The sequence below is a fragment of the Mesorhizobium sp. NZP2077 genome (assembly GCF_013170805.1).
Classification (GTDB): domain Bacteria; phylum Pseudomonadota; class Alphaproteobacteria; order Rhizobiales; family Rhizobiaceae; genus Mesorhizobium.
Map to the genome: position 1 here is coordinate 2,451,375 of NZ_CP051293.1, position 13,288 is coordinate 2,464,662.

The following is a 13,288-nucleotide window of genomic DNA, read 5'->3' on the forward strand; positions in this document are numbered from 1 at the left end:
GTCGATGCGAGGAGAGGTCACATGACGTTCAGGGCAGGGGAATGGAAGACGATTGCCGGCGCCGGAATTGGCGTTGTGCTGCTCGGGTTGCTGGCAGGCACGGCCGTTGCCGACGATACGCTTAAACTCAGGGAGCTCAGCCCGAACGGGGCCGACGCCTGTTTCGGCCGGGTTTATGACGCAGCCCACCTCAAGGCGCACCCGAAGCAGAAGGTGGCGCGGATCTTCTTCTACTACGGCCATGACCCGGTCAGCAGGCCGAACGAGGAACCGACCGCCAATTCCGACACCTCCTACAATGGCTTCGTCACCACCACGGTGCGTGGCGCCAAGGCGCCGCAATGGGCCAGCGGCTGGTGCAATCACGAATCCGAGGACGGCACATCAGGCCCGATCCGCTGCGGCATGGATTGCGACCGCACGCTTGCCTCGCTGAAGGTCGATGACAAGGGCCGGGTGCTGCTGTCCGACCTGTCGCCCGATATCTATCTGGATCCGGATTCGGAGGAACAGCTCGGCAAGGCGGAATATGACAGGCAGGCGCTCGGCTCGGAGGACGACAATTTCCGCCTCGATCCGATGCCGGCGGCGACCTGCAAGGCGGAGTTCGCCCGCATCGATCCGATCGACCCGGCGCTCGGGGCGCCGCTGCGCGAACGGCTGAAGCCCGACCAGCCCTTCTGCTATGGCCGCGATTACGATGCCGCGCATATGAGCTCGCATCCCAACCAGCTGACGCAGTCGATCCGGGTGTTCCGCGGGCCGGTGGAACTCGCTTCCTACGCCTCCGGCGGCGACGTCGCCAACTGGCCTGATGGTGCCGATATCGCTGTTTCGGTCACGACGAGGCTGAAGTCCGGCAAGATCACGCAGACCTATTCCTGCCAGGGCGAGGCCGACCAGTGGCGCTGTGCCGCGAGCTCGAAGATGAGCGATTTTTCCTGCGACATCGCGCAGAAGGAAATCTTCCTCAAGCGCGGCGCCAACGGCACGATGATGCTCGCCAACCCCAACAGCAGCCTGGCGATCGTCGATCTCTGCTCGAAGGCCGCCGACGGCAAGACGAAATCCGACGACAAGGTCTATCGGCTGGAGCCAATGCCGCAATCGGCTTGTGCGCCTTAATCACAATAGCAGCTATTTGGTAATGAATATGATGCGTCGCAGCTTTCTTGGTGTTCTGACTTCCTTGGCCTTCATCGGTTCCGCACGCTGAAGGCGAGGCTGAGGCTCGCAAGGCGGCCTCAACAGCGCAGTTGAAGAAGGAGGGCGTGCCCTTCATCGACCATTTGCCGACGATCGAAACCGCAGCCGAAAGTCGGCGACGGACGACGGACGAGGTGGTTAAGCGCGCCATCGCACTAGTGATCGTGGCCGTCAAAGGGGAGACCAATGATCGAAATCTTGTAAGCAACTTGATCAGCCAGTTTGGAGCAGAAGGGTTTTTTACGCCCAAAGAGCAAGCGTTTGTCGGTAACACCGTTGCAACCGAGCAAGATCGGGCAAATTTTAGCTGGCGATATGAAGGGGCTTTCGTAATGTTGTGGGCGTTGCAAGTCTTCAAAAACCTTGGGCGTCCAGATAGGCCTTGCGATGTGTCGCGTATGGTTTCGATGTTGCATGACCTCGACACGGAAGGGCTGCTCAAGCGGGCCAATTTGCGTTCGCAAAGCGACCTTCTCGATGCTGCCGATCTGATCTATCGGTACGATTGGGCTGTGGTGGATGCGCGGGTGAATGGTAAAGCCGCGCCGGCAGGATTGGAACGAGACGTGGTTGTCGAACGTCATTACGCGCTCAATTGGCTGATTGGGTATATGGGGCAGGAATGGGATGACATCTCGACCGACACATGATGAGCCGGTCGCAAGCGGGGTGCTACCTTGGATCGGACTTCGCTTGCCGAGTTTGGATTTGACGAGCTTAGACGGTTCCTGACGGTTTTGCCGAGGCCGAGTTGGCGCGCCTTTGATCAGCAGGCGCGGCCCGATTTGGAGACCTTATTCAGGAACCAACGCCTGGATGGAGCCATTCAAGGGTTACCTCTCATGGCGGTAATGGCGCGATCGATCCGGCGAGGTCGGCAGATACTCGCCCGAGGATGATGCCCTGAGTTTTTTCTCAAGCAAACGGCACCGCCGTCGTCCCCTTCGGCAGCTTCGCCTCATCATCGGGCTCGACGTGGATGGTGACGCGCACCGAGGGGATTTCGGCTCTCAGCGCGTCCTCGATGCGGTCGCAGATGACGTGGCTGGCGCCGACCGTCATGTCGGCGTCGACGACCAGATGAAACTCGATGAAGGTGGCGCGGCCGGCGATGCGGGTTTTCAGGTCATGCACCTCCATCGCGCCCTTGCAGTTGGCCGAGATGATGTCGCGGATGCGCATGTGCTCGGCGGTGTCGACGGCACGATCCATCAGGCCGTTCATCGACGAGCCGATGACGTGCCAGCCCTGCCACAGGATGTTGAGCGCGACGATGACGGCGAGCGCCGGATCGAGGATCTGCCAGCCGGTCAGGATCGCGCCGACCAGGCCGCCGAAGACCCCGATCGAGGTGACGACGTCGGTCATGATGTGATTGCCGTCGGCGACCAGCGCCGGCGACTTTTCGGCCCGACCGACGCGGATCAGCGTCCAGGCCCAGAAGGCATTGATGACGGTGGCGATACCGTTGACGGCAAGGCCGTTCCGGGGCTTTTCCAGCGGCGCCGGCGCCTGCCAGGAGCGCCAGACCTCGTTGAGGATCAGCAAAGCCGCGAGCACGATCAGCACGCCTTCCAGCACCGCCGAGAAATACTCGGCCTTGTGGTGGCCGAAGGGGTGATCCTGATCTGCCGGCTTGTAGCTGACCTGGATCGCCCAGAACGCCGCGACAGAAGCAATGACGTTGACGATCGATTCCAGCGCATCGGAATAGAGTGCGACCGAGCCGGTGACGTACCAGGCGACGAGCTTCAGGCCGAACACGACAAAAGCGATCACGATCGACCAGAAGGCAAGGTTGGCAACCTTGCGCCTCGCGGCGGCCTTGGCCGCGATCGCCATCGTGTTCTCGGCTTCGGCCATCGAGGTCAGGCTGCCTTTTCCTTGGCCTTGCGCGGCAAGTGGGCGACGATGTTCTCGATGATGCGCATGCCGGCATTGTGGCCGAGCGTCATGATCGATTCCGGGTGGAACTGCACCGCGGCAATCGGCTCCTTGCGGTGTTCGAAAGCCATGATGACGCCGTCTTCCGTCTCGGCTGTGACGATGAAATCGTCGGGCAGCCGCACCGGATCGGCAAAGATCGAGTGGTAACGGCCGACGGTGACTTCCTTGGGCAGGCCGGAGAAGATAATGCCGGGCTTCGAGACGCGGATGCGCGACGGCTTGCCGTGCATGGGAATATGCAGCTGGCGCAACTCCCCGCCATAGGCCTCGGCCAGCGCCTGCAGGCCAAGGCAGACGCCGAAGATCGGCAGGTCGCGGGCGCGCGCCTTCTTGATGGTCGCGGCGCAATCGAAGTCCTTTGGTGTGCCCGGTCCGGGTGAGAGCACGACGAGATCGGGCTTCAGCCGCTCGAAGACCTCCTCAGGCACCGGCGTACGCACGGTCGAGACATTGGCGCCGGTCTGGCGGAAATAGTTGGCCAGCGTGTGGACGAAGGAGTCCTCGTGGTCGACGAGCAGGATGTTGACGCCGTCGCCGACGCGCGCGGTGGTGCGCTCGGTGCTGGCGGCATTGCCCAACTTGGCGTCGCGAATGGCGGAGAGCATGGCGGATGCCTTCAGTTCGGTTTCGGCTTCTTCTTCCTCTGGAATGCTGTCGAACAGCAATGTGGCGCCGGCGCGCACTTCGGCAATGCCGTCCTTGATGCGGATGGTGCGCAGCGTCAGGCCGGTGTTCATGTCGCCGTTGAAGTTGACCATGCCGATCGCGCCACCATACCAGGCGCGCGGGCTCTTCTCGTTCTGCTCGATGAAGCGCATGGCCCACAGTTTCGGCGCGCCGGTGACGGTGACAGCCCAGGCGTGCGACAGAAACGCGTCGAAGGCATCCATACCTTCGCGCAGCCGGCCTTCGATATGATCCACCGTGTGGATCAGGCGTGAATACATCTCGATCTGGCGGCGGCCAATGACGCGCACCGAGCCGGGCTCACAGACCCGGGACTTGTCGTTGCGGTCAACGTCCGAGCACATGGTCAGCTCGGACTCGTCCTTCTTGGAATTGAGCAATTTCAGGATCTGCTCCGAGTCCGAGATGGCGTCGTCGCCGCGCTTGATGGTGCCCGAGATGGGGCAGGTCTCGACGCGGCGGCCGTTGACGCGCACGAACATTTCCGGCGACGCGCCGATCAGGTATTCGCCCTCACCCAGATTGATGAAGAAGGAATAGGGCGAGGGGTTGATCGACTTCAGCTTGCGCGAAATCTCGGACGGCTGCGTCTCGCAGCGCTCGTAGAACATCTGGCCGGGCACGACCTCGAACAGATCACCGCGCTTGAATGAATCCATCGCCTTGCGCACCAGATTGGCATATTCGCCGGGCTCATGGTCGCCGCGCGGCAGGATGCGGTCGGCGGTCTTGAACGGCTCGGCGATTTCGTCGCGCGGCAGGCCTTCGGTCGAAAAACCCTCGCCTGAATAATCGTAGCGGTCGGTCCAGGCCTTGGCCGAATAATGGTCGACGACGAGAATCTCGTCGGGCAGGAACAGGACGAGGTCACGCTGGCTCGGCTTGCGCTCGAGCTTGTAGTCGACCGGGTCGAACTGGAAGGCAAGATCGTAGCCGAAGGCACCGTAGAGGCCGAGATTGGCGTCTTCCGCGGTTTTGAACAGGGCCGTGATGGCGCGCAGCACGGTGAAGACCGAAGGGACGCGGCTGCGTTCCTCCTCGGTGAAGACCCTGCCGGGCTTGGCGACGTCGAGGCGGATCAGTGTCTTCGTCGTCTCGGCGATGGTGATGTCGGCAAGGCCACCCAGCGTCTTGCCGATGACCGGCAACAGCGCCTCGCCACGGCCGTTCAGCGCCTCGATGCGCATGGCGCGGCCACGCGCGGAGATGACCAGCGGCGGATCGATGATGGCGGTGTCCCAGCGCGTGTAGCGGCCGGGATATTCGTAATTCGAGGAAAAAACCGCACCCCGGCGGGAATTCAAGCCGTCGACATAGGTGTCGATCGCGCCTGCATAGGGCCGGTCGTGGCGCTCGCGGGTGATGGTGATGCCACCCGCGGTCACGAAGCTTTCAGCGCCGTTTTCCAGAACCTTCATCGTCATTGCCGTCTCCATCAGCTTGTTGGGGCAACGGACCCGGGACTGGCTTGGAAAAAACAAATGGCCGCCCGGACTTTCCGTTGCGGCCACCCTCTCTTTTCACGCACGCGCGTTCGAACAGGCCGCTGTCAGCAGGCCCACCACCAAATGGTCTTGGTCGAACGCATGTTCATGGCGAAATCCATAGCGGCGAAAAGCGGGATGCGCAACAGGTTTGAAAAGTCTGTTCGGTGGCCGCCGCTTGTCAGGCTCATGGCATATCGCCAGAGCCGGAGGCCCCGACTAGGCTGGATAGCCAACACCATGAAGACGGGAAAGCAACAATGACCGAACAGGCCGAGCGTGCGCGGACGTTCCATTCCCTTCACGTCAAGGGCAACCCGATCGTTCTCTACAATGCCTGGGACCCGGGCTCGGCCAAGATCGTCGAGAAGGCGGGCGCCAAGGCCATCGCCACCGGAAGCTGGCCGGTGGCGGCCGCCTTTGGCTATGCCGATGGCGAGAAGATCCCGCTGGAACTGGCGCTCGACAACATCAAGCGCATCGTGGCGGCGGTCGACCTGCCGGTGACCATGGACCTCGAAGGCGGTTACGGCGTCGATCCGGAATTCGTTGCTCGCACGGTGACGTCGGCGTTGCGCGCCGGCGCCATCGGTTTCAATTGCGAAGACCAGATCGTCGGCGGCAGCGGCCTGCACGACATCGATGTCCAGGTAGAGCGCATCGAAGCCGCCGCCGCTGCGGTAAAGGCTTGCGGCATACCGGCGTTTATCAACGCCAGAACCGACATCTTCCTCAAGGCCAAGCCGGATGCGCATGACGACGTGTTGCTCGACCAGGCCATCGAGCGGGCGCAGGCATATGAAAAGGCCGGAGCGAATGGCTTTTTCGCGCCGGGTCTTGGCGACGAGGGCTTGATCGAGACGCTCTGCAAGTCGACGAACCTGCCGGTCAACATCATCGCGTTGGCGCATGTGCCGCCGCGCCAGCGGTTGGCCGAACTCGGCGTCGCCCGCATCAGCCATGGTCCTGTGCCGTACCGGCAGATGGCCGAATGGCTGGAGGCCAAGGCGCGGCTGGCGATCTCGGGTTAGGTCAATCCTCGAGCGTCCCTGATCTTGCATCGGCGCTCTTCCTGTCGCCGACCAGTTTCAGAAGGTCCTCGCCGGCGCGGATGATGCGGCGCGAGCGGCGGGTCAGGATGATGCCGTCCTGCGGCGCGAACACTTCCGCGCGGCCATCGGCTTCGCCCGGCGCATGGACGACGGTGGCAAGGCGATCGCCTCGGGCGACGCGGTCGCCGGGCTTTACGTCATAGAGGACAGCGCCAGCCCGGGGGGCGGGCATCATGTCGATGTTTTCCAAGGGGGCGACGACGCCCTTGAACGGGCCGGGCGCGGGCAGCGCGCTGTCTGCGATCACGCCGCGCGCCACCAGCAGCCGATAGAGGCCTTCGGCATCGGCGGTGGCGAGCGCGCCATCGACATCGAGGATACCGCGATATTCGACCGTGGTGGCGACGCGGCGGTCGAACTTCGCCACATCGGCGGGAACGTTCTGATAGGGCATGATCGAGGCGCCCTCGAAGGTGCCGTCGGTGTCCTCGCTCCACAGCACGACCGCATCGACGCCCATGGCGGCGGCGCAATCGGCCATGGCCGGCCACAGGCTGGTGTGAATGTAGAGATAGGCAAGGCCTTCGTCGTCGCAGTGCAGGTCGAGCACGATGTCGTGACCGAGCGACAACTGCACCAGGCGTGACTTCAGCCGCTGGTCGGCGCCGCCAAGGGCGGTGTCAGGCAAGAGCTTGGCATCGGGCTTGGCAAGCAGCGGAAAGGCGCGGTTGAAATTGGTGCGGGTGCCCAGGTGAAAGCGGCCCTGGTGCTCGCCGAAATGATATTGCGCGCGGCCGATCGGGTTGGCCCAGGGCACGATGGTGATGTTGCCCTTGATGCGGCCCTCGACCGCGGCCTTGTTCAGCATCGGCATCAGCGCGTCGATGGCGACGACGCCCGGCAGTTCGCCGGCATGGAGGGCGGCCTGCAGATAGGCAGAGGATGCCGCCTTGTCGCTACCGGCGAAGCGGAACACCGGGAATTCGTAGGAAACGCCTTCGCTGTCACCGGGAATGCGTTCGATCGATTTCTGCATGACTTCCTCCATTGGAGCAGTTCACCGTTTCATGGAAACTTCGAACCGCTCCAGTCCTTTAATTTATGGCAATTCCGGACGGAAAACCGTTTCACACTTTTCCTGGAATTGCTTTGAAGCAAGAAGACATGCCCATTTGAGAGTACCGATGTCGATTGGTCCAGCCCGCCCACGCTATGGGCGCAAGGGTGGTCTTTTGCCTTGCTGCACGTCGTTGCCCCAAAACCGCTGCGCACCCTCGGGTCAAGCCCGTGGGCATGCTTTTGGGCGACAGGCAGTTACTCTGCGGCAGCCTGAAGCGGGACAGGTGCCCGCCGGTCGAGCGCTTGCGACAGCGCTGCGACGGTAACCGCCAGCAAGGCGAGCACCGCGCCGACCAGCGGCAGGTGGGCGTAGGAAACGCCAGCCGAAAGGGCTACGCCGCCGATCCAGGCGCCGCTGGCATTGCCGACATTGAAGGCGCCCTGGTTGAGCGTGGCGGCAAGGTTTGGTCCTTCGGAAGCGGCCTCGACGACGCGGATCTGCAGCGGCGGCACGACGACGAAGATCAGCAGGCCCCAGAGGAAGACGATGCTGATGGCGACGCTGGCAATGGCACCGAACTGCATGAAGCCGACGAACAGGACCGCCATCAGCAGCAGCGTGCCGATGACGGTCGGCATCAGCTTCCAGTCGGCCAGCCGGCCGCCGATGATGTTGCCGATGGTCATGCCGGCGCCGAACAGCAGCAGCACCCAGGTAACCGCCGAGGTCGACAGGTCGGACACTTCGGTGAGGTAGGGTTTTATGTAGGTGAAGACGGCAAACAGGCTGGCCGAGGAGAGGGCGGCGATCAGCATAGCCAGCCAGACCTGCAATTTGCCCAGCACCCGCAACTCGCCGCGAAGGCCGCCGCCGCTCGGCTCGGCGACATCGGACGGCACCAGCCAGGCGATGGCCGCGACTGAGATCAGGCCGATGCCGACCACGGCGATGAAGGTGGAGCGCCAGCCGAAAGCTTCGCCAAGGGCGGTGCCGGCAGGAACGCCCAGAATGTTGGAAAGCGTAAGTCCGGCAAACATCAGCGCCATGGCGCTGGCGCGCTTGTTGCGCGGCACCAGGCTGGCCGCAACGACCGAGCCGATGCCGAAGAACGCGCCGTGGCCAAAAGCGGTGAAGACGCGCGCGGCCATCAGCGTCCAATAGTCAGGCGCGACGGCGCAGAACAGATTGCCGACGACGAATGAAGCTGTCAGCCCGACCAGCACAGGCTTGCGCGGCAGATGCGCGGTGGCCATGGCGACGATCGGCGCGCCGAAGACGACACCGAGCGCATAGCCGGTGACCAGCAGGCCTGCCGAAGGGATCGACACGCCGAGGTCGGCGGCGACTTCGGGCAGCAGGCCCATGATGACGAATTCGGTGGTGCCGATGCAGAAGGACGCAATGGCAAGCGCAAGGATCGGCAAAGGCATGGGCGTCCAGACTGAATCGGTTCAATCCAGAGATTGCGCGAGGAGTTGAGCTATGCGCAATGCACATTGCTGCAATGCACCGATGCAGAAAGTCCAGAGCTCGAAGTGTCAGGCCAGCGGCTTCAACTCCTGCGCAATCGTGGGCAGCAGTTCCGAGACGGTGGGATGGATGTGCACTGCGCGCGCCAGCGTGTCGACCGGCGCCTTGGCGTACATCAAATCGAGCACGCAATGCACCGCCTCGTCGCCGCCGGGGCCGAGCACCGAACAGCCGAGGATTTCCCTGGTGTCGGCATCGACGAGGATCTTCATGAAGCCTTGCGTCTCGCCCTTTTCGACGGCGCGGCCGACACGCGTCATCGGCCGCTGGCCGACCAGCGCGCGGCGTCCGGATTTCTTCACCGCCGCCTCGGTCATGCCGCAGCGGCCGAGCGGTGGGTCGATGTAGAGCGCGTAGGCCTCGATGCGGTCGCTCACCTTGCGCGGATCATTGTCGAGCAGATTGGCGGCAACGATTTCGTAGTCGTTGTAGGAGGTGTGGGTGAAGGCGCCCTTGCCGTTGCAGTCGCCCATCGCCCAGATGCCGGGCACGTTGGTGCGCAGCTGATCGTCGACAATAACGAAGCCGCGCTTGTCGATTTCGACGCCGGCCTTATCGAGGCCGAGATCGTCGGTGTTGGGAGTGCGTCCCAGCGCCAGCAACACATGCGAGCCGACCGCGGGCGGTTTGCCGGCCGAGAAGGTTACGGCGATGTCGTTACCTTGTTTGGCGAAGCCGATGTCGTCGGCGGCGAGACGGACCGCGATGCCTTCGTTTTCGAGAATGGACAGGATGGTGGCCGAGACGTCCTCGTCCTCGCGGCCGGTCAGGCGCGGGCTCTTCTCGATGACGGTGACGTCCGAGCCGAAGCGGCGGAACATCTGCGCGAATTCGAGCGAGATATAGCTGCCGCCGACGACAATCAAATGGCGCGGCAGCACGTCGAGATCCATCATCGAAGAGTTGGTCAGATAGTCGATGTCATGTATGCCGGGCAGGTCGGGCACCGAGGCGCGGCCGCCGGTGTTGAGGAAGATCCTTTCGGCGGTCAGGAGGTCATCGCCGACGCGCACGGTATTGGCGGATTCGAAGCGCGCATGGCCGCGGTAAAGCGTGCATTTGTCCATGCCGGCGATCCAGCTTTCCAACCCGGTGCGGGAGGCGCCCGAAACCTTGTCCTTGCGCGCTTTGATCTTGGCATAGTCGACGCCGACGGGGCCGGAGAGCGTCACACCATAGTCGGCGGCGCGCCGCGCCAGATGCGCGGCATAGGCGCTGGCGACCATCGTCTTGGTGGGGATGCAGCCGGTGTTGACGCAGGTGCCGCCGACCAGCTTGCGCTCGATCAGCGCCACGCTCATGCCGGCTGCGTTCAGGCGGCCGGCGAGCGGTGTGCCGGCCTGTCCTGCGCCGATGATGATGGCATCGTAGGTTTTTGCCGTCATGCCACTGCGGCCACGATCAGCAGGCCGCCGATGATCGCCACCACGTCCTCGATGAAGGCGGCGGGCGGATCATTGCCTAAGGCGGCCGCGAGCCGGCCGCGCGCTTCGGCACCGCCCAGCGTGCCGATGACCGCGCCGATGGCACCGGCGATCAGGCCGCCCATGGTGGCGCCACCAGTGGCGCCGATCACCGCGCCGCTGAAGGCACCGAGAAGGATGCGGGCGCCGAATTGCTGCGGCACTTTACGGCTTGGCGTCGACGGCAGCTGGTCGGTGACCAGCTCGACGATAGCGAGGATGGTGAAGATGCCGACGGCGGCCCAATGGCTCATGAAGCTTGCCCAGGTGCCGGCAACCGGCAGCCAGCCGAGATAGGCGCCCCAGGCGACCGCGGCCGGCGCCGTCATGGCGCGCAGGCCGGCAATGACGCCGATCAGAAGTGCAAGAACATAGAGCATGTTGCCCCCCCCTCGATCCCGGGCCAGGACGGCCTTGAGACGGCAGGCTACCATAGGTCCGATATTTGACCAGTACTTGGATTGGCGCTTTTCTCCTGGCCGCAACTATGCTTTGCAATGACGTCAATTGGAGACCCGCCATGGCTGGAAGCGAGCGCACGAAGATGGCGGCCGGCGAATGGTACTCTTGCCTCGATGACGAGTTGGAGGCCTTGCGCGTCACGGCGCGCGACGCGGTGTTCGAGCACAATTCATTGCCGCCGCGGCAGCGCGGCACTCTCGGGCCAGGCTTGAAGGCATTGCTCGGCGGCGTGGGCGAGGGCGCCCGCGTCGAGGCGCCGTTCCACTGCGCCTATGGCTTCAACGTCTTTCTCGGCGACAATGTTTTTCTCAATGCCGGCTGCACCATCCTCGATACGGCAAGTGTGCGCATCGGCAAGGGAACGCTGCTCGGCCCCAATGTGCAGATCTACTGCGCCGAGCATCACAAGGAGGCTGCGGGCCGGCAAGCCGGACTGGAGATCGCCAGACCGGTGGAGATCGGCGCCAATGCCTGGATCGGCGGCAGCGCCGTCATCCTTGGCGGCGTCAGCGTCGGCGAGGGCGCCATCGTCGGCGCCGGCGCGGTGGTGACGCGCGATGTGCCTGCGAACACAACGGTGGTCGGCAATCCGGCGCGGGCGGTTAGGCACGGCAGAGTTCTCGTCGCAAGCGATCAGGCCTGCGCCACCCGTTCGTTCTGATCTACCCGCCGGGAGAATTCCCGTCGGTATTGCACCGGCGATGTCCGAAGCCTTGCGGCGAAATGCTGGCGCAGCGAGGTGGCGCTGCCGAAGCCTGCTTCGAAGGCCACGATGTCCATGGATTTTTCCGTGGCTTCCAGCAACCGTTGCGCCAGTTCGATGCGCTGGCTGGTCAGCCAGTCACCGAAACTGGTGCCGATGGATTTCTGGAAGCGGCGGGTGAAGCTGCGCCGGGTCAGGCCGGCGGTCTCGGCGACGCTGTCGAGGCTGTGCGTTTCGCCGAGTGTCGCGCGCACCGCGTCAAGCGCCTGGCTGAAGCGGTCGGCGTTGGCGCCTTTTGCCACGGGACGTTCGATGAACTGCGCCTGTCCGCCCTGGCGGTGCGGGGACAGGACGATCTGGCGGGCAAGCCGCAGTGCTGCCTCCGCGCCATAGCGGGCGCGCACGATGTGGAGGCAGCAATCGAGGCCGGCGGCGACACCGGCCGAGGTCACGACATCGCCATTGTCGACATAAAGCACGGTGGGGTCGACCTTGATGTCGGGATGGAGTTCCTGCAACTGCTCGGCATAGGCCCAGTGCGTCGCGGCAGTGCGTCCGGAGAGCAGGCCGGCCGCGGCAATGGCAAAGGTGCCAAGGCACAGGCCGACGATCAAGGCACCGCGCTGGTGCGCTTGGCGCAGCGCCGCCATCAGCAGCGCCGACGGCTGCTCGCCGAGATGATGCCAGCTAGGGATGATGACGATGTCGGCGCCGTCGAGCCCTCTCAGCCCATGCGGCGCGGCAATCGTCATCCCGGCCTCGGTCTGGATCGGGCCGGCCTTGACCGCGCAGATGCGGAACTCGAAGCGCGGCAGACCGAGCGATGTCCTGTCCTCCGCGAATACCAGGCAAGGCACGGAGAGATGGAACGGGCTGATGCCGTCGAAGGCGAGGACGGCAATGATCGGGGCGGTCATGGGCAGTTTCCAAGGGTGAATGCGGATTGTCCCAATTCTTTCGATCGATGTCAATTGGGCCACTTTTGGCCACTTGCCGATCGGTCTATTTTCCACCCATCGCAGTCAAGCCGGAAAGGAAAACACCATGTCTGACCCAGCCAACACCACGCCGCGCCGGGCGCTGATCGTCGTCGACGTCCAGAACGATTATGATGGCGGCAATCTGGCCATCCAGCATTCGCCGTTCCGCGACAGCGTCGTCAATGTGGCACGCGCCATGGATGCCGCGGCGGCCGCCGGCATCAAGGTAGTGGTGGTCAAGCAGATGGCTCCCGAGACCTCGCCGATCTTCGCCAGGGGGAGTCACGGCGGCGAATTGCATCCGGAGATCGCCAGGCGCAATCGCGACCACTATGTCGAGAAGATGCTGCCCTCCGCCTTCACCGGCACTGACCTCGAGGCGTGGCTGCGCGCCAACGCCATCGATACGATCACGGTTGTCGGCTACATGACGCATAATTGCGACCTGTCGACCATCATCCATGCCGTGCATATGGGCTTTGCCGTCGAGTTCCTCTCCGATGCGACCGGCTCGGCGCCTTACGCCAACAGCGCCGGTTATGCTTCGGCCGAGGAAATCCACCGCGTGGTCACGATCGTCCTGCAGTCGCGCTTTGCGGCGGTGCTCAAGACCGCCGAATGGGTAGAGTGTCTGAAGACCGGCGCCTTGCCGGAGCGCGACACGATCTATGCGTCCAACCAGCGGGCGCTGGCGCGCAGCGCGGCATAATCATC

The 13,288-nt window shown here is 63.7% G+C and carries 13 protein-coding genes; 5 read left to right on the top strand and 8 right to left on the bottom strand.

The window, feature by feature from the left end; translation table 11 throughout:
* The first annotated feature begins 21 nt into the window (after positions 1–21).
* Together HGP13_RS11960 and HGP13_RS11965 are read left to right on the top strand one after the other, a co-directional pair.
* Positions 22–1,125, top strand: a complete 1,104-nt coding sequence (locus HGP13_RS11960) for a hypothetical protein (protein ID WP_172225177.1) — start codon at positions 22–24, stop codon at positions 1,123–1,125.
* Between the two features lie 146 nt (positions 1,126–1,271).
* A complete protein-coding gene (locus HGP13_RS11965; RefSeq protein WP_246707337.1) occupies positions 1,272–1,856 on the top strand; it encodes a DUF4272 domain-containing protein in 585 nt (194 codons plus the stop codon).
* 265 nt (positions 1,857–2,121) lie between these two features.
* Here HGP13_RS11965 and HGP13_RS11970 read toward each other — a convergent pair whose 3' ends face one another.
* The 3 genes from HGP13_RS11970 to HGP13_RS38545 form a co-directional block, all read right to left on the bottom strand.
* A complete protein-coding gene (locus HGP13_RS11970) occupies positions 2,122–3,069 on the bottom strand; it encodes a cation diffusion facilitator family transporter (RefSeq protein WP_281410992.1) in 948 nt (315 codons plus the stop codon).
* Positions 3,070–3,074: 5 nt separating this feature from the next.
* Positions 3,075–5,264, bottom strand: a complete 2,190-nt coding sequence (locus HGP13_RS11975; protein ID WP_172225180.1) for an anthranilate synthase — start codon at positions 5,262–5,264, stop codon at positions 3,075–3,077.
* A gap of 125 nt (positions 5,265–5,389) precedes the next feature.
* On the bottom strand, positions 5,390–5,515 hold the full coding sequence (locus HGP13_RS38545; protein ID WP_281410993.1) for a hypothetical protein: 126 nt from the start codon (positions 5,513–5,515) through the stop codon (positions 5,390–5,392).
* A 69-nt stretch (positions 5,516–5,584) separates the two neighbouring features.
* Here HGP13_RS38545 and HGP13_RS11980 point away from each other — a divergent pair, with 69 nt between their 5' ends.
* Positions 5,585–6,355 (top strand): isocitrate lyase/phosphoenolpyruvate mutase family protein, encoded by a 771-nt coding sequence (locus HGP13_RS11980; protein ID WP_172225183.1) that lies wholly within the window; start codon positions 5,585–5,587, stop codon positions 6,353–6,355.
* 1 nt (position 6,356) lies between these two features.
* On the opposite strand, the gene HGP13_RS11985 is transcribed toward HGP13_RS11980, so the two are convergent.
* The 4 genes from HGP13_RS11985 to HGP13_RS12000 all read right to left on the bottom strand — a co-directional run bounded on the left by HGP13_RS11985 (position 6,357) and on the right by HGP13_RS12000 (position 10,809).
* A complete protein-coding gene (locus HGP13_RS11985) occupies positions 6,357–7,412 on the bottom strand; it encodes a succinylglutamate desuccinylase/aspartoacylase family protein (RefSeq protein WP_172225186.1) in 1,056 nt (351 codons plus the stop codon).
* A 278-nt stretch (positions 7,413–7,690) separates the two neighbouring features.
* A complete protein-coding gene (locus tag HGP13_RS11990) occupies positions 7,691–8,866 on the bottom strand; it encodes an MFS transporter (protein ID WP_172225189.1) in 1,176 nt (391 codons plus the stop codon).
* A 108-nt stretch (positions 8,867–8,974) separates the two neighbouring features.
* Positions 8,975–10,351: an FAD-containing oxidoreductase gene (locus tag HGP13_RS11995; RefSeq protein WP_172225191.1), complete on the bottom strand. Its 1,377-nt coding sequence runs from the start codon at positions 10,349–10,351 to the stop codon at positions 8,975–8,977.
* Complete coding sequence (locus tag HGP13_RS12000; protein ID WP_172225194.1) at positions 10,348–10,809, bottom strand: DUF4126 domain-containing protein; 462 nt, start codon at positions 10,807–10,809, stop codon at positions 10,348–10,350. Before HGP13_RS12000 ends, HGP13_RS11995 begins: the two co-directional genes overlap by 4 nt.
* 140 nt (positions 10,810–10,949) lie before the next feature.
* Between HGP13_RS12000 and HGP13_RS12005 the strand changes: the two genes are divergently transcribed.
* A complete protein-coding gene (locus tag HGP13_RS12005) occupies positions 10,950–11,552 on the top strand; it encodes a sugar O-acetyltransferase (protein ID WP_172225197.1) in 603 nt (200 codons plus the stop codon).
* On the opposite strand, the gene HGP13_RS12010 is transcribed toward HGP13_RS12005, so the two are convergent.
* Positions 11,525–12,511 (bottom strand): helix-turn-helix domain-containing protein, encoded by a 987-nt coding sequence (locus HGP13_RS12010; RefSeq protein WP_172225199.1) that lies wholly within the window; start codon positions 12,509–12,511, stop codon positions 11,525–11,527. The two genes, HGP13_RS12005 and HGP13_RS12010, sit on opposite strands and share 28 nt — an antisense overlap.
* Positions 12,512–12,638: 127 nt before the next feature.
* On the opposite strand from HGP13_RS12010, the gene HGP13_RS12015 reads away from it, so the two are divergent.
* Positions 12,639–13,283 (top strand): cysteine hydrolase family protein, encoded by a 645-nt coding sequence (locus HGP13_RS12015; protein ID WP_172225202.1) that lies wholly within the window; start codon positions 12,639–12,641, stop codon positions 13,281–13,283.
* Positions 13,284–13,288: the final 5 nt, after the last annotated feature.

Bases quoted from the DNA above. Each gene is read 5' to 3' on its own strand.
- HGP13_RS38545 (WP_281410993.1), bottom strand. From the start codon at position 5,515: ATGAGCCTGACAAGCGGCGGCCACCGAACAGACTTTTCAAACCTGTTG.
- HGP13_RS12015 (WP_172225202.1), top strand. From the start codon at position 12,639: ATGTCTGACCCAGCCAACACCACGCCGCGCCGGGCGCTGATCGTCGTC.
- HGP13_RS11985 (WP_172225186.1), bottom strand. From the start codon at position 7,412: ATGCAGAAATCGATCGAACGCATTCCCGGTGACAGCGAAGGCGTTTCC.
- HGP13_RS12010 (WP_172225199.1), bottom strand. From the start codon at position 12,511: ATGACCGCCCCGATCATTGCCGTCCTCGCCTTCGACGGCATCAGCCCG.
- HGP13_RS12005 (WP_172225197.1), top strand. From the start codon at position 10,950: ATGGCTGGAAGCGAGCGCACGAAGATGGCGGCCGGCGAATGGTACTCT.
- HGP13_RS11960 (WP_172225177.1), top strand. From the start codon at position 22: ATGACGTTCAGGGCAGGGGAATGGAAGACGATTGCCGGCGCCGGAATT.
- HGP13_RS11995 (WP_172225191.1), bottom strand. From the start codon at position 10,351: ATGACGGCAAAAACCTACGATGCCATCATCATCGGCGCAGGACAGGCC.
- HGP13_RS11975 (WP_172225180.1), bottom strand. From the start codon at position 5,264: ATGACGATGAAGGTTCTGGAAAACGGCGCTGAAAGCTTCGTGACCGCG.
- HGP13_RS11970 (WP_281410992.1), bottom strand. From the start codon at position 3,069: ATGGCCGAAGCCGAGAACACGATGGCGATCGCGGCCAAGGCCGCCGCG.
- HGP13_RS11980 (WP_172225183.1), top strand. From the start codon at position 5,585: ATGACCGAACAGGCCGAGCGTGCGCGGACGTTCCATTCCCTTCACGTC.
- HGP13_RS12000 (WP_172225194.1), bottom strand. From the start codon at position 10,809: ATGCTCTATGTTCTTGCACTTCTGATCGGCGTCATTGCCGGCCTGCGC.
- HGP13_RS11990 (WP_172225189.1), bottom strand. From the start codon at position 8,866: ATGCCTTTGCCGATCCTTGCGCTTGCCATTGCGTCCTTCTGCATCGGC.